The sequence below is a fragment of the Gaiella sp. genome (assembly GCF_057140465.1).
Genome location: NZ_DBNHWK010000098.1, coordinates 1 through 19,634, shown reverse-complemented (window position 1 = coordinate 19,634; position 19,634 = coordinate 1). Strand labels below are relative to the sequence as shown.

17 protein-coding genes and 1 tRNA gene are annotated in these 19,634 nt (G+C 72.4%); 7 read left to right on the top strand and 11 right to left on the bottom strand.

The window, feature by feature from the left end:
* Both AC162C_RS13760 and AC162C_RS13755 read right to left on the bottom strand, forming a co-directional pair.
* On the bottom strand, positions 1-1,340 hold a 1,340-nt coding region (locus AC162C_RS13760; RefSeq protein WP_484098034.1), incomplete at its 3' end, for an AAA family ATPase.
* A 290-nt stretch (positions 1,341-1,630) separates the two neighbouring features.
* On the bottom strand, positions 1,631-2,758 hold the full coding sequence (locus AC162C_RS13755) for a serine hydrolase (RefSeq protein WP_484098033.1): 1,128 nt from the start codon (positions 2,756-2,758) through the stop codon (positions 1,631-1,633).
* 23 nt (positions 2,759-2,781) lie between these two features.
* On the opposite strand from AC162C_RS13755, the gene dinB reads away from it, so the two are divergent.
* Together dinB and AC162C_RS13745 are read left to right on the top strand one after the other, a co-directional pair.
* Positions 2,782-3,849 (top strand): DNA polymerase IV, encoded by a 1,068-nt coding sequence (gene dinB / locus AC162C_RS13750; RefSeq protein WP_462973681.1) that lies wholly within the window; start codon positions 2,782-2,784, stop codon positions 3,847-3,849.
* A 25-nt stretch (positions 3,850-3,874) separates the two neighbouring features.
* On the top strand, positions 3,875-5,395 hold the full coding sequence (locus tag AC162C_RS13745) for a S10 family peptidase (RefSeq protein WP_484098032.1): 1,521 nt from the start codon (positions 3,875-3,877) through the stop codon (positions 5,393-5,395).
* A gap of 52 nt (positions 5,396-5,447) precedes the next feature.
* Here AC162C_RS13745 and AC162C_RS13740 read toward each other — a convergent pair whose 3' ends face one another.
* The gene (locus tag AC162C_RS13740; protein ID WP_484098031.1) at positions 5,448-6,404 is read right to left on the bottom strand and encodes a dimethylarginine dimethylaminohydrolase family protein; all 957 of its coding nucleotides are present in this window, start codon (positions 6,402-6,404) and stop codon (positions 5,448-5,450) included.
* A 22-nt stretch (positions 6,405-6,426) separates the two neighbouring features.
* Here AC162C_RS13740 and arsM point away from each other — a divergent pair, with 22 nt between their 5' ends.
* Positions 6,427-7,182, top strand: coding sequence for an arsenite methyltransferase (gene arsM, locus AC162C_RS13735; protein ID WP_484098030.1), 756 nt, complete (start codon positions 6,427-6,429; stop codon positions 7,180-7,182).
* Between the two features lie 29 nt (positions 7,183-7,211).
* On the opposite strand, the gene AC162C_RS13730 is transcribed toward arsM, so the two are convergent.
* From AC162C_RS13730 to AC162C_RS13700, 7 genes are all read right to left on the bottom strand, one after another.
* Positions 7,212-8,009, bottom strand: coding sequence for an alpha/beta hydrolase family protein (locus AC162C_RS13730; RefSeq protein ID WP_462973685.1), 798 nt, complete (start codon positions 8,007-8,009; stop codon positions 7,212-7,214).
* Positions 8,010-8,043: 34 nt separating this feature from the next.
* On the bottom strand, positions 8,044-9,210 hold the full coding sequence (locus tag AC162C_RS13725; protein ID WP_484098029.1) for an aminotransferase class V-fold PLP-dependent enzyme: 1,167 nt from the start codon (positions 9,208-9,210) through the stop codon (positions 8,044-8,046).
* 10 nt (positions 9,211-9,220) lie between these two features.
* Positions 9,221-9,946 carry an ABC transporter ATP-binding protein gene (locus AC162C_RS13720; RefSeq protein WP_484098028.1) on the bottom strand — a complete coding sequence of 242 codons (726 nt, stop codon included), beginning with the start codon at positions 9,944-9,946 and terminating at the stop codon, positions 9,221-9,223.
* Positions 9,946-10,707, bottom strand: coding sequence for an ABC transporter ATP-binding protein (locus AC162C_RS13715; protein WP_484098035.1), 762 nt, complete (start codon positions 10,705-10,707; stop codon positions 9,946-9,948). The genes AC162C_RS13720 and AC162C_RS13715 overlap by 1 nt, the downstream gene beginning before the upstream one ends.
* A 35-nt stretch (positions 10,708-10,742) precedes the next feature.
* A complete protein-coding gene (locus AC162C_RS13710; protein ID WP_484098027.1) occupies positions 10,743-12,278 on the bottom strand; it encodes a branched-chain amino acid ABC transporter permease in 1,536 nt (511 codons plus the stop codon).
* Position 12,279: 1 nt separating this feature from the next.
* Complete coding sequence (locus AC162C_RS13705; protein ID WP_484098026.1) at positions 12,280-13,338, bottom strand: branched-chain amino acid ABC transporter permease; 1,059 nt, start codon at positions 13,336-13,338, stop codon at positions 12,280-12,282.
* 100 nt (positions 13,339-13,438) lie between these two features.
* Positions 13,439-14,626 (bottom strand): branched-chain amino acid ABC transporter substrate-binding protein, encoded by a 1,188-nt coding sequence (locus AC162C_RS13700; RefSeq protein WP_484098025.1) that lies wholly within the window; start codon positions 14,624-14,626, stop codon positions 13,439-13,441.
* A 287-nt stretch (positions 14,627-14,913) separates the two neighbouring features.
* Here AC162C_RS13700 and AC162C_RS13695 point away from each other — a divergent pair, with 287 nt between their 5' ends.
* The 3 genes from AC162C_RS13695 to AC162C_RS13685 all read left to right on the top strand — a co-directional run bounded on the left by AC162C_RS13695 (position 14,914) and on the right by AC162C_RS13685 (position 18,351).
* Positions 14,914-15,270, top strand: a complete 357-nt coding sequence (locus AC162C_RS13695; protein ID WP_484098024.1) for a cupin domain-containing protein — start codon at positions 14,914-14,916, stop codon at positions 15,268-15,270.
* Positions 15,271-15,354: 84 nt separating this feature from the next.
* Positions 15,355-16,140 carry an SDR family NAD(P)-dependent oxidoreductase gene (locus AC162C_RS13690; protein WP_462973692.1) on the top strand — a complete coding sequence of 262 codons (786 nt, stop codon included), beginning with the start codon at positions 15,355-15,357 and terminating at the stop codon, positions 16,138-16,140.
* A 399-nt stretch (positions 16,141-16,539) separates the two neighbouring features.
* Positions 16,540-18,351: a bifunctional homocysteine S-methyltransferase/methylenetetrahydrofolate reductase gene (locus AC162C_RS13685; protein WP_484098023.1), complete on the top strand. Its 1,812-nt coding sequence runs from the start codon at positions 16,540-16,542 to the stop codon at positions 18,349-18,351.
* Positions 18,352-18,360: 9 nt separating this feature from the next.
* On the opposite strand, the gene AC162C_RS13680 is transcribed toward AC162C_RS13685, so the two are convergent.
* On the bottom strand, positions 18,361-19,500 hold the full coding sequence (locus tag AC162C_RS13680; RefSeq protein ID WP_484098022.1) for a MarP family serine protease: 1,140 nt from the start codon (positions 19,498-19,500) through the stop codon (positions 18,361-18,363).
* A 58-nt stretch (positions 19,501-19,558) separates the two neighbouring features.
* On the opposite strand from AC162C_RS13680, the gene AC162C_RS13675 reads away from it, so the two are divergent.
* Positions 19,559-19,632: transfer RNA gene (locus AC162C_RS13675), tRNA-Asp, on the top strand.
* Positions 19,633-19,634: the final 2 nt, after the last annotated feature.

Here is a 19,634-nt window from a genome sequence, read left to right as displayed (position 1 = left end):
AACACCACATCGCTCAGATCGAGCTCGAACTCGAGGTAGTGGTCGCGGAAGCTGTGGTTCTGGGCCGGGTCGAGCACCTCGAGCAGCGCCGATGACGGGTCGCCACGCCAGTCGGCGCCGACCTTGTCGATCTCGTCGAGCAGGATGACCGGGTTCATCGTCTTCGCGTCCCGGAGGGCACGGACGAGCCGGCCGGGCAGGGCGCCGATGTACGTGCGTCGATGCCCGCGGATCTCCGCCTCGTCGCGCACGCCGCCGAGCGACATGCGGACGAACTCGCGGCCCATCGCGCGCGCGATCGACTCCCCGATCGAGGTCTTCCCGGTCCCCGGCGGCCCGATCAGCGTCAGGATCGCGCCCGCGCGCTTGTCGACCTCGATGCCGCGCTCGCGTCGGAGCTTGGCGACGGCGATGTACTCGACGATCCGCTCCTTCACGTCGTCGAGCCCGGCGTGGTCCTCGTCGAGCACGAGACGCGTGCGCTCGGGATCGAGCACGTCCTCGGAGCGCGTCCCCCACGGGACGGCGAGCAGCCAGTCGAGGTAGTTGCGGATCACGCCCGCCTCCGGAGAGCTCTCCCCCATGCGCTCGAAGCGGGCGAGCTCCCGCTCGGCCTGCTCGCGCACGGGATCGGGCATCCCCGACTCGGCGATCTTCGTCCGGTACTCGTCGACGACCGACTGGTCGTCCTCGCCGAGCTCCTTGCGGATCGACTCCATCTGGCGGCGGAGCAGGAACTCTCGCTGCTGCTCCTCCATGCCGGCGTTGACGTCGTCGCGAATGCGCTGGCGGAGCTGCATCAACGAGAGGCGCTCCCGCTGCATCGCGAGCGCGAGCTCGAGCCGCTCGCGGACGTCGACGGCCTCGAGCAGCTCCAGCTTCTGCTCGAACGTCAGCTCCGGCGAGTACCCCGACGTGTCGGCCAGCGCGCCCGGCTCCCTGATCGAGCGCACGAACGCCTGGATGCGCCCGTCGTCGCCGCGCAGCTCGAGGATCTCCTCGACGACGGCGCGGTACTCGGTCTCGAGCTCGCGGACGCGCGGATCCTCGGGCGTGACGTCGGGCTGCTCGTCGACCTCGACGAGCAGCTGCCCTCGCGCGTCTGTCGTCGCCGCGCCCGCGATGCCGCGGTGCAGGCCCTGGAGCGCGACCGCCTGGCCGCCCCCGGGCAGCCGCACACGGTCGGTGACCTCGGCGACGGTGCCGACGCGGGCGTACTCCCCGTCGTGCTTGGGGACGAGCAGCACGCGCTCCGCGTCGCCGACCTCGACCGTCAGCGTCACGTTCATGTTGGGGAAGACGACGACGTCGTCGAGCGGGACGAGCACGAGACGGGTCACGGGGCGGATCGACTCCTTTCGTGGACACCAGGGACGCCACTACCGGTTGCCGTAGCAGCTACGAAAAGTGTACCGGTCACATCGTCTCCGCTGTCGTGGCACGTCCTTACGGAAGCCTCACAAACCGCCACCGTGGCGCGGCGTCTGACTCTCTGCAGCCGGCTCTCCATCCCACCGCCTCCCGAGAGCCGGCGAACCGGACGCGAGCGACGGCGCGCTCCGAGGGCGCAGGTCGCGTCGCGCAGAGGGTGCCGCTCCCACGGGCGGCGCCCTCGCTTCCAGACGTCGGGTCAGCCGCGGAAGCGACGGAGCGCCGCGGCCGCGACCCGCCCGGCGAGCACGTCGGACGACGTGCCGGCGCCCCCCGGTCGGTACGTCATCACGGCGGTGACGAACACGCCCCCGCGCCAGACGACGAGGCCCGCGTCGTGCCGCGCGCGCGTGATCCACCCTGCCTTGTGCAGGACGGCGACGCCGGGAAGGCCTCGGAGCTGCCGATCGAGCTTCGGCACGTCCCGCACCTGGGAGAGGAGATAGAGGACGTACCGGGCATCGCTCCGCGTGAACCCCGGCGCGGCCGCCCTCAGCGGGCCGAGGTTCGCGCTCGCGAGCCACACCGCCCGCGCGAGGCGGGCGAGATCGTGGGCGGTCGTCCGCTTGCCGGTGCCCCAGGACGGTTGCTCCTCGACGCGGAGCGGGATCGGCGGCCGGACCGCCTGGAGCGCGCGGTCCTCGACGAGGTACCCGCCGTACATCTCCGTGTCCATGATCCCGATCGACCGCATGAGCGCGTTCACGAGCGCCGACCCGCCGGAGGTCGAGCCGCCGAAGTAGACCTCGACGTCGTTGGCGGCGCGGTCGTCCGACACGATCAGCATCGACCGCAGGAGGGCGTCGAGCCGCGAGCCGAGACGTGGTGTCGCGTCGACGTGCGCCAGCGCGGTGACGGCGATCGCGAGCTTCACCGTCGACGCCGCCGGGAACGACGCCCTCGCGTTCCAGGCCGCGCCCGCGCCGCTCGTCAGGCTCTGGACGTAGACACCGGCGGTGCCGCCGAAGCCGGCGACCAGCCGTCGGACGTCGCGCGTGAGCCGCGGGTCCTCGTAGGACGCGCGGAAGCGCGGGGAGGCTGCCGCCGGCAGCCCGAAGACGTCGCGGACGACCGTCGTCGAGCGCCGGCCGGCCCCGTCCCGCGTCTCGACCTGCACGCTCGTGACGCCGGTCGGAAGCGGGATCGAGAGGCTGAAGCGACGGCCCGCGAGCGGCCGGTCGCGCACGACCTCCCCTCCCACACGCACGATCACGCGGCGCACCCCGGGCGTCGCCGTCCCCGAGACGGTGCCGTACGAGACCTCGTACGGCGCAGGCTGCTCGAGCACGGGGGGCGGAAGGGGTGTCGGCGGCGTCGAGAGGATCACGGGCGAACCGTAGCCTTCCCTGCGTGCCGATCCTCGCGCACGTCGATCTCGACGCGTTCTTCGCCGCCGTCGAGGAGCTGGAGGACCCGCGCCTGCGCGACGTCCCGCTCGTGGTGGGCGGCGATCCCCAGGGACGCGGCGTGGTCGCGACTGCGAACTACATCGCGCGCCGCTTCGGCATCCACTCGGCGATGAGCGCCGCCGAGGCACGACGGCGCTGTCCCCGGGCCGTGTTCGTGCGCCCACGGCACGCCGTCTACCGCCAGTACTCACAGGCCGTGTGGGCGGCGATCGCCGAGGTCGCCCCGCGGGCCGAGCGCACCGGGCTCGACGAGGGCTACCTCGATCTCGGCACGGTCGCGGGGGCGTTCTCGGATGCCAGGCCCGTGGCGGAGGCCGTGCGAACCGCGGTGCGGGCGTCCACGTCGCTCTCCTGCTCGCTCGGCGTCGGGACGTCCAAGGTCGTCTGCAAGATCGCCTCCGACCGGCGCAAGCCCGGGGGCATCACGGTCGTCCCGCCCGGACGCGAGCGCGCGTTCCTCGCGCCCCTCGCCGTCCGCCTCCTCCCCGGCGTCGGCCCGCGCGCACAGGAGCGCCTCGGCGCCGGCGGGATCACGACGATCGGTGAGCTGGCGGCGCTCGGGGACACCGAGCTCCGGGCCGTGCTCCCGGGAGCGGTCGGCCGCCTGCTCCGCGATCGTGCCCGGGGGATCGATCCGCGCGACCTCGAGACGGAGGGCGAGCCGGTCTCGATCTCGACCGAGGAGACGTTCCCCCGAGACGTGTCCGACCGTGCAGTCCTCCACGCAGAGCTCCGCCGGATGGCCGACGACCTCGCACGGAGGCTGGCACGCACGGGCCTCTCCGCCCGGACCGTGACCACGAAGCTCCGCTACGCGGACTTCTCGATCCGCAGCCGTTCCACGACCCTGTCGGCACCGATCGACGAGGCGGTCAGGATCGGCGAGCTCGCATGCCGCCTCCTCGACCGCGGGCTGCGCGACCGACCCGGCGCCCTCCGCCTCGTCGGCGTCGGCGTCTCGGGGCTCTCCGACCACCGCCAGCTCCAGCTCACTCTCGACGAGTCGTGACGTCACATCAGCTAGCGTGCCGCCGATGACCGACGAGAGCACGGGTGGCGAGCGCCCGGCCGCGGCGCCGAAGGAGCACCGGCCCCCCGAGGGCGCCGAGACGACCGGCACCTGGTCCGGCGGCGGGACACCGATCGACTACACGGCGAGCGCGACGTGGATCGTGCTGCGCAAGAAGGAGAAGCCCGCGGCCGAGATCTTCTCCGTCGCGTACGTCGCGACGGAGAGCGAGGCCGGAAGGCCGGTCACGTTCGTCTTCAACGGCGGCCCGGGAGCGTCGTCGGCGTACCTCCACATCGGCGCCGTCGGCCCCCGGCGCGTCGACTTCCCCGCGGACGGCGCGCTCCCCCGGATGCCGCCGCGCCTCGTCGAGAACGAGTCGTCCTGGTTCGCGTTCACCGACCTCGTGTTCGTCGATCCCGTCGGCACGGGGTTCAGCCGGATCGTCGAGGACGAGCAGGGCGAGGACGGGAAGGGGAAGAAGAGGAAGGACGACGAGGCGCCCGACCCCAAGGAGTACTTCGGGCAGAAGCGCGACCTCGAGTCGCTCTGCGAGTTCATGGGGCGCTGGCTGTCCAGCCACGACCGCTGGGGCTCGCCCGTCTTCATCGCCGGGGAGAGCTACGGCGGGTACCGCGTCGGGCGGCTGACGCGGATGCTGCAGGAGAGCACCGGCATCGGCCTCAACGGGGCGATCCTGATCTCCCCCGCCCTCGAGATCACCCCCCTCAGCGCCAACGACTACGACGTCGCCGGCTGGATCGACACGCTGCCGACGATGGCGCTCGCGGCCGTCCACCACGGGCGCTCCCGCGCCTTCCCGGCGGGCACGCCGCCCGAGCAGGTGCGGGCGGAGGCGGAGACGTTCGCGACGGGGCCGTACGCGTCGTTCCTGACGCGCGGGGTGGCGATGCCGCAGGAGGAGCGCGACGACGTCCTCGCCCGACTCGCCGACCTCGTCGGGCTCCACCACGAGCTCGTCGTCAGGGCCGAGGGCCGTGTCGGCATCCGAGCCTTCTCGCGGGAGCTCCTGCGCGACGAGCGGCGGGTCGTCGGCCTGTACGACGCCACGGTCACCGCCACCGACCCGTTCCCCGACCGCGAGCCCTACGGCGGCCCGGACCCGACGCTCGCCGGGATCAGCCCCGCGTACGCGATGGGCATCAACCGCCTGCTGCGGTCGGAGATCGGCGTCGAGACCGATCGCGAGTACGAGCTCCTGAGCTACGAGGTGTTCACGTCGTGGAAGGACGACGCCGAGCAGCACTTCTTCGCGCTCCCCGTCGGCGCCACCGACGACTTCCGCTACGGGATGAGCCTCAACCCGCACATGCGGGCCTTCGTGACCCACGGGCGGTACGACCTCGTGACCCCGTACTACGCGACCGACCGGCTGCGCAACCTCATGCGGCTCGACCCCGGGATGGCCGACCGGCTGACCGTGCACCACTTCGACGGCGGGCACATGTTCTACGCGTGGGAGTCGAGCCGGCGGTCGTTCACCGAGGCGATCGCCGCGTTCGTGGCCGACGCGACGGGCGACTGACGGCCCCGGTGAGGCCGCCCCGGCCGACGGCGGGGCCTCTCGGGCACGACGCTCAGGAGTCGAGCCGGAGCAGCGGGCGGGTGAGGCACGTCGGCCCGCCGTCGCCCTTGTGCGAGATCTCGTCGCCGCGGTAGACGACGACGTCGACGCCGGCACGCTCCATCCGCCGCCGGGTCTCGTCGTTGCCGTCGAGCGCGAGCGCCCGCCGGGGCCCCAGCGCGAGGACGTTCGGGCCCATCGACGCGAACTCCTCGTCCGGCACCTCGACGACCCGGATCCCACGGTCGGCGAGCAGCCACATCAACCGCGTGGGCGCGATGCGCGGATAGACGACGGCGAGGTCACGGTCGAGGGGCGAGAGGAAGCTCATCAGGTGCATCACCTCGTCGGCCCCGTTCCAGTGCGGCAGGTCGAACGCGATCAGCTCGACACCCGGGAGCAGCGGGCGCAGCGCGTCGAGCGCCGCCGGGCTCGTCCGGTAGCCGATGCCGACCAGCAGCGTCGTGTCGTCGAGCCAGACGGTGTCCCCACCCTCGACCGTCGCCGGCGCGTCGACCCGGCCGACCACCGGGACGCCCGCCTCCGCGAGGACCGGGGCGGTCGCGTCGGGCTCGCCGCGGCGGGCCTCCTTCCCCGGGCGCAGGAGGACGGCGCCGTCCCGGCCGACGAGCGTGGGGTCGTAGACGTAGATCGCGTCGGGATTGCCGGCGTCGTGCTCGGAGACGACGACCTCGGCGCCCGCCTCCTCGAGCAGGGCACAGAGCTCCTCGTGCTCCCGGGCGGCGGCGGCGACGTCGGGCTGCGCCCGCCACCCGACCTCACGCCACCGGCCGGCGTCGGCGGGCAGCGGGCGACGGACGAGCACCCGCTCGAGGGCGCCCCACATCGATGCCGACCCGTACCGCTGCACGTGCGGAACCGTACCCGGATGCGGCACGTCCGCAGGGACATTGACGACCGTCGATGCCCTTGGTATATTGACGACGATCGATGTGATGCCACGGCGCATCCCCCCGGAAGGCGATACCGAGATGCACGACGGCGAGACGGCTGTGAGGGTCGAGGTGAAGCAGGCCTACGCGGCGGCGGCGAGGAGGTTCGCCGAGGGAGCGGGCGGCTGCTGCGGGCCGGACTGCGGCGACCGCGCTGCGGGCGCCCCGGCCGGGCCGGGCTTCTACACCGCGACGGATCGCGAGCGGCTGTCCGACGCGACCCTCCTCGCGAGCCTCGGCTGCGGCAACCCGACTGCGGTCGCCGCGCTCGTCGAGGGTGAGACCGTGCTCGACCTCGGCTCGGGCGGTGGCATCGACGTGATCCTGAGCGCACGCCGCGTCGGCCCCTCGGGGGTCGTGTACGGGCTCGACATGACGGACGAGATGCTCGCCCTCGCCCGCCGCAACGCCGCCGAGGCCGGGGTCGCGAACGTCCACTTCCTCCGCGGCCACATCGAGGACGTCCCCCTCCCGTCGAACAGCGTCGACGTCGTGATCTCCAACTGCGTGATCAACCTCTCCGGGGACAAGCCCGCCGTCCTCGCCGAGATCGCCCGCGTGCTGCGGCCCGGCGGGCGCGTCGGGGTGAGCGACGTCGTCGCCGAGGACCGCCTGACGCCCGCGGAGCGCGCCGAGCGCGGGAGCTGGGCCGGCTGTATCGCCGGCGCTCTCTCCAAGGGCGAGTACGAGGCCGGCCTGCGCAGGGCGGGGCTCGAGGACGTCGAGGTGGAGTTCACCCACGAGATCGCAGACGGCCTCCACGCGGCGATCGTCCGCGCACGCAAGCCGGCGTAGATCGGATCGCTCCCGCGGAGGGATCGGCGTCAGCCCGACGCCTGCGGCTCGTCCCCGAACCCGGCGAGCGTCGGCAGGCGCTCGACGACGGCGGCCCACGCCTCGTGACCGGGGTCGATGACGTCGAAGTGATCGGCGTCGAGCTCGACGAGGTGCACGGGGTCCGCCGCCTTCCGTGCGGCCTCCGCGTAGACGTGGCTCAGCGCGACGGGCACGACGTCGTCCCGCGTCCCGTGCACGAGCAGCTGCCGCACGCGCAGCGGCAGCAGCAGCGAGGGCGACGTCGCCGCGTACCGATCCGGGACCTGCTCAGGCGGCCCGCCCATGAACGCCGTGACGGCTCCCCCGCCGAGCCCCTCGAGCGCGCCGCGGACGAGGTCGCAGACACCGGCCAGGGCGACGGCGCCCTTCGGGGCGACGCGCGGGCCCGCACCGGCCACCCCCGACGGGAGGCGGTGGCGGCCGGCCGCCCACAGGGCGAGCTGGCCGCCGGCGGAGTGACCGACGACGACCACGGTGTCCGCGTCCACCTCGGGCAGGTCGGCGAGCGCGTCGATCGCCGCCGCGACGTCGTGGAGCGTCCCCGGCCAGCCGCCGCCGTCCTGTCCGACGCGCCGGTACTCGACGTTCCAGGCGGCGACGCCACGCGCGGCGATGTCGCCCGCGAGCGGGGTCATCAGCGTCCGGTCCCATTGCTCGCGCCAGAAGCCCCCGTGGAGCAGGACGACGACCGGGCGGGGCACGGAGACGTCGCCCGGCAGGTGGAGGTTCGCCACCTGGTCGGGGTGGTCGCCGTATCGCACAACCAGCGGGGGCGGCGGCTTCATCGCGCGCCGGCGCCGGTCGAACGGGCCCGCGCGCTCACGCCAGCAGGTGCCGACGCGCGGCGAGGGCGGCGACGACCCGGTCGACGTCCGCGTCCGTGTTGTAGAGGTGCGTCGAGATCCGGAGGTTGTCGTCGCGGTGGGAGGTGACGATCGCCTCCTCCGCCTGCAGCTCGGCGCAGAGCCGCACGACGTCCGTCGAGCGAACGCACACGAGCGGCCCCCGACGGCCGGGGTCGCGCGGCGTGACGGTCGTCGCGCCGAGCTCGTCGAGGCCGTCGATCAGCCGCCCGTTCAGCTCCGCCACGTACGCCTCGATCGTCGGCACGCCCGCCTCCTCGACGATCGCCATCCCGGCCACGCCCGGGAACAGGGACGGCACCGGCGGCGTCCCGGCGTCGAACCGCCGCGCGCTCGGGTGCGGCGAGTAGTCGGCGATCGACATCGCGAAGATGTCCTCGTCGGCGAACCAGCCCGTCTGGGTCGGCAGGAGCGACTCGAGCAGCGACCCCCGCACCCACATGAAGCCGAGGCCGGCCGAGCCGAGGAGGTACTTGACCGTCCCCCCCGTGACGACGTCGGCCCCCAGCGTCCTCACGTCCAGCTCCACGGCGCCGAGCGCCTGGTAGCTGTCGGCGAGCACGAGGGCGCCGCTGGCGTGGGCGGCCTCGGCGATCGCCGCGACGTCGTGGCGATGGCCGGTGCGGAACGACAGCGCGGTGCAGCACACGAGCGCCGTCCGCTCGTCGATCGCCTCCACGAACCGCTCGGCCGGGATCGAGCCGTCCGCCTCGGGGAGCACGTGGACGACTTCCGCCCCCCGCAGCTCCTGCGCATGGGCGATCTGTCCGACCGTCGGGAACTCGTACTCGCTGATCACGATGCGATTGCGCGCACCGTCGAACCGCAACGCGGACACGAGCGCGCTCACCCCCTGCGAGACCGAGGTCGTCACCGCGACCTCGTCGGCGGCGGCGTGGACGACGCGGGCGAGCGACGCCCGCGCCTCCTCGTTCCGCTCGACCCAGAACTCCCACTCCGCGCCGTTCGCGTCCCACCCGTCGAGCCACGTCTCCACGGCGGCGCGGACACGCCGGGAGAGGGCGCCCTGCGAGCACGAGTTCAGGTACGTCGCATGCTCGAAGACCGGGAACTCGCCGCGGATAGCGGCCCCGATCCGTTCGCTGTCCGCCGCGGTCGTCATGCGTCGGACGCTACCTCCCGAGGTAGGCCTTGCGCAGCTCCTCGTTCTCGAGCAGGTCGCCGGCGCGCCCTTCGAGCACGATGCGGCCGGTCGAGAGCACGTAGCCACGGTCGGCGATCGAGAGCGAGACGTTCGCGTTCTGCTCGACGACGAGCATCGCCACGCCCGAGTCGTTGACCTGCTTGATGATCTCGAAGCTCCGCTCGACGAGCACGGGCGCGAGGCCCATCGACGGCTCGTCCATCAGCAGGAGCTTCGGCTTCGACATCAGCGCCCGCCCCATCGCCACCATCTGCTGCTCACCGCCGGAGAGCGTGCCCGCCAGCTGTGTCCGGCGCTCGTAGAGCAGCGGGAACAGGCCGTAGACGCGGTCGAACTCCTCCCGCAGGTCGGCCTTCGGCCGGAGGTACGCGCCCATCTCGAGGTTCTCCTTCACCGTCATCGGCCCGAACAGGCGCCGGTTCTCGGGCACGATCGCGATCCCGCGCCGGATGCGGTGGGCGGTGGGCATCCTCGTCACGTCCTCGCCGTGCAGGCGCACCGCCCCCGTGCGCGGGCGCACGATGCCGAGGATCGTCTTCAGCGTCGTCGACTTCCCCGACGCGTTGCCGCCGAGGAGGCAGACGAGCTCGCCCTCCTCGACGACGATGTTCGAGTCCTGCAGGATGTGGATCGACCCGTAGTAGGTGTTGACGTCCTCCAGCTGGAGGAGCGGCGGCCCGCCGTCGACCGCCATCAGCCCGCCTTCCTCGCCATCTCGCCGGTGCCGAGGTACGCCTCGACGACGCGCGGGTCGGTGGCGACCTGCTCGAACGATCCCTCGGCGATCTTGACGCCGTGGTCGAGGGCGACGACCCGGTCGGAGATCCCCTCCACGACGTGCATGTCGTGCTCGATCACGAGGATCGTGTACCCGCCGTCCGTGCGCAGCTTGGCGATCAGCTCCGTGATCTCCTGCGTCTCCTTCGGGTTCATGCCAGCCGCCGGCTCGTCGAGCAGCAGCAGCCGCGGGTTCGTCGCCGTCGCCCGGGCGATCTCGAGCCGGCGGCGGTTCGCGTACGAGAGGCTGTACGCGGGCTGGTTCCAGCGGTAGCCCATCAGGCGCTCCCCGAAGAAGCCGAGGCGCTCCTCGGCGAGCGCCCGGATCTCGCGCTCCTCGCGGCGCATGCCCGGTGTCCGCAGCATCGACCGGAACGGGCCCGCCTTGGTGTGCCCGTACGCGGCCGCCATCACGTTCTCCCTGACGGTCATGTTGAGGAAGAGGCGCAGCGTCTGGAACGTGCGTGCGATGCCGCGCCGCGTGATGAGGTGCGGCTCGAGCCCCTTGATGCTCTCGCCGGCGAACACGATGTCGCCCTCCGTCGGGGCGTACACGCCGGTCACGAGGTTGAAGACGGTCGTCTTCCCGGCGCCGTTCGGCCCGATCACGCTCACGATCTCGCCCTCGTCGACGTGCAGGTCGAGGTCGTTCACGACGAGCAGGCCGCCGAAGCCCATCGTCACGCCCCGCAGCTCGAGCAGCTTGTCGGCCACTACACGATCTCCACGCGCTTCTCGCCGAGCAGGCCGTGGGGACGGATGATCATCATCCCGACGAGGAGGGCGCCGAGCACGACGTACCGGGTCGACTCGGGGCTGTCGAGCATCACGTTCTCCCAGACGAAGGCCGCGAGGTACAGCGTCGGGACGAGGAGCGCGATCCGCACCCAGCCGTGCACGAGCGTGAGCCCGAGGGCGAGCGCGATCAGCGCCACGTAGGAGACCGCCGGCACCCAGCCTGCGAGCTGTGTCGGCACGATCACCCAGTCGGACGCCCATCCGGCGAGCCGCCCGCCGTCCTCCGCGACACCCGCGGTCCAGGTCTCGTCGACCCTCCCCGCGACGAGGTTCGCGACGAAGCCGAGGGCGACGGTGCCTCCGAGCACGACCGCCAGGCGCACCGAGAGGCGGAACGCGCCGACGAGGCCGAGGAGGATCACGAGGTAGAAGAGGCCGCGGGCGTCCCCCGGCTCGCGCAGGACCTCGAGCAGGACGCTGACGATGATCGCGCCGAGGACGACCCCGACCTGACTGCCGGCGCCGCCGAGGATGACCATCGTGTAGACGGTGATCAGCAGCGGGAACTCGAAGTTCTGCGGGAACACGCTGCCGTTGAGGGCCGCGGCGACGGTGCCGGTGAGGGCGGCGACGCTGGCGCCGAAGGCGAACGCCATCAGCTTCAACGTGTTCACGGGCATGCCCATCATCTCGGCCGCGAGCGGGTCCTCGCGCAGCGACCGCCACGCACGGCCCGTGCGCGAGTCGTTGAGGAGCCGGAGCGCGACGAAGACGAGGCCGAAGATCGCGAGTGCCACGTAGAGGTAGCGCACGCTGAACTGGCCGGTCGAGGTGACGCGGGGGAGCGTCCAGCCGAAGAAGCTGAACTCGTCGACGTCGAGGATGCCGTTCGGGCCGTTCGTGATGTTCCGCCCGAACACGTCGTCGCCGTTGTTCGTGAACGTGAGGAACACCTGGAAGAAGAACAGCGTCACGATCGCGAGGTAGTCGCCGGAGAGCCGGCGCGAGGGGAGGCCGACGAGCCACCCGGCGATGCCCCCGATCACCGCGACGATCGGGAGGATCGCGATCGTCGGCAGGTGGACGTCGTACTTGTCGGAGGCGAGCAGCGCGTAGGCGTAGGCCCCGATCCCGAAGAACGCGACGTAGCCGAGATCGAGCAACCCGCCCCACCCGACGACGATGTTGAGGCCCAGCGCGAGCAGCATGAACACGACGGTGTCGAACGCGACGCGCCGCACGTAGCCGCTCTCGGAGACGAGCGGGAGCGCACAGACGATTGCGACGAACAGCGTCAGCCACGCCCACCAGGGGACGATCGCGAGGCGCTCCTCGACCGTGCCGAGCACGCCCTCGCGCCGGACCCGTCGCTCGCCGTGCCGGGCGACCCACTCGTCGCGCCCCACGGCGGGGCTCGACGGCCCCTCGGCCTCGGAGGCCTCGCGCGCGCCCGGGAGCGGCTCGCTGAGGCTGTCCTCGTCGTAGCGGTCGCGGTGGTCGAAGCCGCTCACGTCACACCTTCTTGATGTCGGGGCGGCCGAACAGCCCCTGGGGACGGAAGATCATGAAGCCGATCAGGATCACGAACACGAGCAGGTCGGACCACTTCGTCGAGATGTACCCCTGCGTGTAGGCCTCGGCGAAGCCGAGGATCAGCCCGCCCGCCATCGCGCCGGGGATCGACCCGATGCCGCCGATCACCGCCGCCGTGAACCCCTTGAGCCCGGCGAGGAACCCGATCGCCGGGAAGATCGGCACGCGCAGCGCGAAGAGCACGCCCGCCGCGCCGGCGAGGGCGGAGCCGAGCACGAACGCGACGACGATCACGCGGTCGATGTCGATCCCCATCATCGCCGCCGCCTCGCGGTCGTACGAGGTCGCCTTCATCGCCTTGCCCGTCCGCGTGCGCGTCACGAGCAGCCAGAGCAGGAGCATGAGCACGAACGCGGCGCCGATGACCACGATCCGGAGCAGCGGCACCCGCACGTTCCCGATGTCGAAGCCCGAGAAGAAGAGCTTGCCGCCGTCGAGCGAGAACGCGTCGTAGTCGCGCTGGTCGGCGCCGAAGAGCGTCTGCATCGAATAGGCGATGAAGAACGAGACGCCGAGCGCGCTGATCAGCGGCGCGATCCGGGGCGCATCCCGCAGCGGGCGGTAGGCGAACCGCTCGATCACGACACCGAGCAGCGCGCAGCCCACCATCGCCGACACGGTGATCACGATCAGCAGCGGCCAGAGCGGCAGCGCCGGGTCGGTCGACCCGCCGAGCAGCTGGAGCATGCCGAAGCCGATGAACGAGCCCACCATGAACACGTCGCCGTGCGCGAAGTTGAGGAGCTTGAGGATCCCGTAGACGAGCGAGTAGCCGAGCGCGATCAGCGCGTAGACGCTCCCGAGCGTGAGGCCGTTCAGCGTCAGCTGCACGAACTCGTCGCGCTTCTCGACGTGCGTGGCGAGGTGCACCGCCCCGACCACCGCGAGGACGGCGAGGGCGACGACGACGACCGCGAGGACGACTCGCCGCCCGCGAGCGCCCAGCCCGATGCGCCTTGTCGTCTTCCCGCCCCTCATGTCGTCTCCGGGTTGTCCACGGAAGGCGCGAGTCTAGCGCCCGAAAACGGGAGCGGCCCGGTCGTGGCCGGGCCGCTCCGCTTCGACGCTCCTCCGGCGGCTAGCCGACGAGCTTGTAGGACCCGTCCCGCTGGATCTGGAAGATGTAGAACTTCGCGTTCAGCGGGTCGTTCGACTTCGTGGAGAACCGGAAGGTGCCCCCGAGGATCGACGGGTTGATCCGCACCCGCTTCACCTGCCGGAACACGTCCCTGCGGTTCTTGATCTGGCCCTTGCCGGCCTTGCAGGCCCGCGAGATCGCGTTCAGCGCGACCTGCGTCGTAAGGTAGGTCGGGGGCCCGAACGAGCCGAGCTGCTTGCCCGGGTTGTCCTTCTGCCAGCCCGCGACCAGCGCCTTGCTCGTGGGGACGGCGCTGATGTCGGGGGCGAAGTTCGACACGTACGCCCCGGCGATCTTGAAGGCGCTCGGGTTGTTCGCGCCGTCGCCGCCGAACAGCACGGCACGCTTGCCCTGCTCCAGCATCTGCTGGCCGAACGTCTGCGCGTCCGGCGGCTGCTGGGTCGGGAAGAACACGACGTCGGTGTCGTTCGGCACCCGCGTCACGAGCGACGAGAAGTCGGTCGTGTTGACGGACGTCGAGAGACGGATCGTGGTCACGCCCTTCCGCTTGAGCACGTTCTCGGCTGCGTCGGCGAGGCCGACCGAGTACGGCTCCTGGAAGTCGAGCACGACGACCTTCTTCGCCTTCAGCTCGTTGACCATGAAGTTCGCGTCCGTCGGGCCCTGGATGTAGTCACCGGGGACGACGCGGAAGAAGAACTTCGTGGCCTCGAGCTTGTTGCCCTTCGTGAGGGACGTGCGGGTCGCCGACATCGAGATGTGCGCGAGGCCGGCGGCCGCGAGCGCCTGACTCGACGACGCGACGCCACCCGACGTCGCAGGGCCGAGGACCGCGACCACGCTCTGGTCGGAGATGAACTTCTGTGCGACGATGAGCGCCTCGCCCGGCCCCTTCTCGACCGGCGTGTCCCCGAGGACGAGCCGGACGTTCAGGCCGTACTGCTTCTTGGCGAGGGTCTTGACGGCGTACCGCGCCCAGGAGAGCTGCTCCTGGCCGAGGAAGCCGGCGCCGCCGGTGAGCGGCGTGACGATGCCGATCTTCAGCTGCTTCTTGCAGCTCACGGCCTGCGACGCGTCGGTCGCCGCAGAGCCGGTTCCCGCCGTCGAGGCCAGGGCGGCGACGACGAGCGTCGAGAGCGCAGCCAGCACGGCCAGACGTCTCTTCATGCGGTTCCCTCCTTCATGGGGTTCTCACGAGTGGGACGGTGCAAATCCATCGAAGTTGCGCGGGCACCGGAGCCCGGTTCGCCGTGCGAGGGTATGCGGACGAGACCCCGGTCGGACCACCGCGGAACCTTCGCAACGAATTGCTGACATGTCAAACCCGCGGCGGTCGGGCCGGCGGTCGCGGGCGACGGCGAACGCCGAGGGGCTGCCGCCCATTGCGACCGGGCGATCGCTGCCGCACCGGGGCGCCTCGGGCGGTACGGTGACGCGGTCCGAGAGGAGGCCCGATGAGCGACGAGCGACCCGGCAGGACCGTGGTCAACATCCACGCCACGCCCTTCCGCGAGTACGACATGGAAGGCCCCGTGCAACCGGAGATGAGCTGGCTGCCGGTCAGCTACGACGGGGCGACCGGCCAGGGGTCCTACGTGATGCGCATGGAGCCGGGGGCCGTGACGATCGCCCACGACCACGCCGGGATGGAGGAGTTCCTGATCCTCGAGGGCGAGCTGATCGACGACGACGGGACGACGTTCGGGCCCGGCGACTTCGTCAGCTACGAGGGCGGCACGCACCACAACTCGCGGACGGAGACGGGCTGCCTGATCGCCGTCTTCGAGTGGAGACGACCGGACTCGGCGTAGGACGAGGCCGACGCCGCACCGCCCGCGGGCGCCAGGCCGTCGTGGATCCAGCTGCGGCGGCCGCCCATCCAGTAGCGTCACCGCATGGACACGGGCCTCGAGGGCAAGGGCGCCGTCGTCACGGGCGCGTCGGGCGGGATCGGCGCTGCCTGTGCGCGCGCGTTGACGGCGGAGGGCGCGCGCGTGCTCGTCCACTACCACCGCGGCGAAGAACGTGCCCGCGCGGTGGCGGCCGAGATCGGCGCGCCGACTGCGCAGGCCGACCTCACGGACGAGGCCGCCGTCGACGCGTTGTTCGACACGGCCCGGCGAGAGCTCGGCTCGGTCGACGTGTGCGCGGCGGTGGCCGGGGTCTGGCCGCGCGACGACGTCCCGGTGTGGGACCTGCCGCTCCGGCGCTGGGAGGAGACGGTGGCCCAGAACCTGACGGCGACGTTCCTCACGGCGCGGGCGTTCCTCCGCGAGGTCGCCCGCACGGGGCACGGGTCGCTCGTGCTCGTCGGCTCCACCGCCGGCCTCGTCGGCGAGGCGGGCCACGCCGACTACGCGGCCGCGAAGTCGGCGATCCTCGGCGGCCTGCTGCTCTCCCTCAAGAACGAGGTCGTCCGCGTGGCGCCGCGGGCCCGGGTGAACGCGGTCGCACCCGGGTGGACGGAGACCCCGATGACCAGGGGGCTGGTCGATCCCGACGCCGTCCGGCGCGTCTCGCGCACGATGGCGCTGCGCAAGGTGGCGACCCCCGAGGACGTCGCCGCGCAGGTCGTCGTGCTCGCCTCCGACACGCTCTCCGGCCACGTCACGGGGCAGGTCGTGACGGTCGCCGGCGGCATGGAGGGACGCACGGTGCACGACGACGAGACGACCGGCTGAGTCGGGGCGGCGCCCCGACCCGGCCTCCGAAACGGGAGAAGGCCGACGATCGGCTCGCCGGCCTCCTCAAGCCCCAGGAGGGATGATTGCCGTCAGTCCCCGACCTGGAGTGCCCTCTCCTATCGGCGCCGGGGCGCCGCGACTTGAGCGCACCGACCCGCCGAGGGCGCCCCCGGGTCGCGGGGCACCCGAGACACGGAAGAGGGGGCCGCCGCCGAGGCCCCCTCTCTCTACGGTTCCGCAACCGGAACCGGTATCGCCCACCACTCGCGTCCGCCGCACCGTCGCGCCGGTGGGTTGTCCCACTATCCCTGCAGCCCGGCACTTCACCCATCACCCGGTGGGAGTTGACGACGGGGCTTCACTCCCGCTCGGCGCGACGCATCTACAGTGACCGCGATGGCGACGAGCTTCGTGGAACGGCTGCGCACGGGCCCCCCGATCGTCGCGGACGGGGGGATGGGCGCCCTGCTCTCCGGCGCGGTTCCCGGGCTGCGCTGCCCTGAGGAGGCGAACCTGCGCGCGCCCGAGAGCGTGGTCGCCGTGCACGCGAGCTACATCCGCGCCGGGGCGGAGCTGATCGAGACGAACACGTTCGGCGCCAACAGGCGCAAGCTCGCGAAGCACATGCTCGAGGACGAGTTCGAGCGGATCAACTCCGCGGCCGTCCGCCTGGCGCGCGAGGCACGCGAGGTGTCCGGTCGCGACGTCTGGATCGGCGGCTCGATCGGGCCCCTCGGGGAGCTCGAGGTCTTCGACCCCGCCTCCCACGGCCCGCTGTACGCGGAGCAGGCGAGCGTGCTCGAGGGGCGCGGGGTCGACCTCCTGATGGTCGAGACGTTCTTCGACGTGGCCGAGCTGGTCGCGGCGGTCGAGGCCGTGCGCGAGGTGTCGTCGCTTCCGATCGTCGCCATGCTCACGTTCGACGAGGACGCCGAGCTGACGGGCGGAGTCGGCGCACGCGAGGCCGCCGCGCGACTCGCCGATCTCGACGTCGTCGCGATCGGGACGAACCACGGTGCCGGCCCGCACGCTGCGCTGACGGCCCTTGCCGCGATGGGGGACTGCGGCCTCCCGCTCGCCGCGCTGCCCAACATCGGCCTCGCGAGCCTCGTCGGCGGGCGCGTCGTCTACCCGCACTCCACCCCCGAGTACTTCGCCGAGTTCGCCGCCCAGGCGGCGGCGCTCGGCGCACGCATCGTCGGCGGCTGCTGCGGCACGACCCCGGCGCAGATCGAGGCGATCCGCGAGGCGCTCACGGCGGGCCGCGCGCCGGCGGCGCCGCTCGACGTGGACGAACGGGAGCAGCCGCTCGCACCGCCCGCTCCCGAGGGGGCCACGCGGCTCGCGCGGGCGCTCGAGGACGGCGAGTGGGTCGTCTGCGTCGAGCTCGATCCGCCGAAGGGCGGGTCGCTCGACGGCCTCGTCGAGGCCACGAAGACGCTGCGCGACTCGGGGCACGTGCAGTTCGTCGACGTGAACGACAACCCGATGGCGCGCGCCCGGATGAACGCGCTGATGACGTCGATCCGCCTCCAGCGGGAGACCGGCGTGGAGACGATCCCGCACGTGACGCCGCGCGACGCGACCGTGATGGGCCTGGAGGGCGTCCTCCTCGGGGCGCACGCGGAGGGCGTCCGCAACGTGCTCGCGGTCACCGGCGACCCGCCGCACGTCGGCGACTATCCCGGCTCTCGCGGCGTGTACGAGGTCGACTCGATCGGGCTCGTCCAGCTGCTCGCACGCCTCAACGAGGGCGAGGACTACGTCGGCAAGGCGATCGACGCACCGACGTCGTTCTTCGTCGGCGTCGCCGTCAACCCGTCGGCCGACGACCTCGACCTGGAGGTCGATCGCTTCCGCCGCAAGGTCGCGGCGGGCGCACGGTTCGCGATGACCCAGGCGCTGTTCGACCTCGCCCACCTCGAGCACTTCCAGGAGCGGCTCGGGGGGCCGTCGCCGGTGCCGCTGCTGCTCGGCGTCTGGCCGCTGCGCAGCCGGGCGATGGCGCTGCGGATCCACAACGAGGTGCCCGGGATCGCGGTGCCGCAGCGCGTGATCGACGCCCTCGACGCGGCCGGTGCGTCGGCGCCGCAGGTCGGCCTCGAGCTCGCCCGCGAGCTCATCGCCGAGGCCCGCGGCACGGTCGCCGGCATCTACGTGATCCCGCCGTTCAAGCGCCCCGAGGGGGCGCTCGAGCTGCTCGGCTGATCTCCCGGGTCAGCGGCGGCCGAGGCAGTCCGTCTCGAGCGCGTCACCCGTCGCGGCGAGCGCCTCGAGCACCTGCTGCGTCGCGACGCCGTACCCGCCCTCCGGATCGCTCGCGTCACGGCCGCCGAAGACCGTCGTCACGACGCGTCCGTCGGCATCGACGGCCGGCCCTCCGGAGTTCCCGGATCGGATCTGGCCCCGGATCAGCGTCACCGGTCGACGGATCGGGAAGGCGCCGTAGACGTCCCGCCCGATGAGCGCGAGCGTCCGCCCGACCCGTACCGGCGTCGCCCGGAACGGGCCGTTGCCGGGGAACCCGAGCAGGGCGGCCGCCGTTCCCGGCTCCGGGTCGACGGTCTCGAGCGGCCTGCCCGGGAGACCCGGGGCCTGGAGGACCGCGACGTCGGCCCTCTCGTCGAAGGCGACGACACGAGCCTCGATGCTGCGGCCGCCCGGCCGGTCGACGAAGGGCCGGTCCATGCCCGCGACGACGTGGGCGTTGGTCACGACGAGCTGTGGTGCGGCGATCCATCCCGACCCCTCGATCCCGAGCCCGCAGGCGTACCCCGTGATCCGGACGACGCTGCGCCCCGCGCGCACGACGTCCGGATCGCGGACGATCGCCGGGTCCGGCGGGTCGACGTCTGCCGCTGGACCACGGAGCGCCGCGAAGGGGTCGATCCGGGCGAGCGTGTCGATGAGCCGCGCAGGCGGCAGCTCCGCGTGGAGCGCGGAGAGGATCGCCGACCCCTGCGCTTCGCGTCGCAGCCCGGTGTCGGCGGGCAGGTACAGCAGCGCAGCGCCGATCGCCCACGCGGCGGCGAGCCCGGTGACCGCGCCGAGCAGGAGGCCCCCCGCGTTGTCGACCACCCGCAGCGGCCCACGGCCGAGCGCGACACGGACGGACCGGCCGGCGACGACGCCGGCCAGCTGCCCGAGGCCGGCGAAGACCACTGCGCCGACGAGGGAGACGAGCGCCGCCCAGCGCGTCACCGACTCGCCGACGAGCGTCGGCGCGAGTCGCGCGCCGAGGATCGCCCCTCCGACGAGCCCGGCGAGCGACAGCACCCCGGTGACGAGCCCGCGGCGGAAGCCGCCGAGCGCCAGCAGTGCGATCAGTGCGAGGACACCGACGTCGACGAGGCTCACTCGACGAGAGTACGCGCCCGACGGCGATCGACCTGCGGCTACAATCGTTCCGCTCCACGGGGGCGTAGTTCAGTTGGTTAGAACGCCGGCCTGTCACGCCGGAGGTCGCGGGTTCGAGTCCCGTCGCTCCCGTC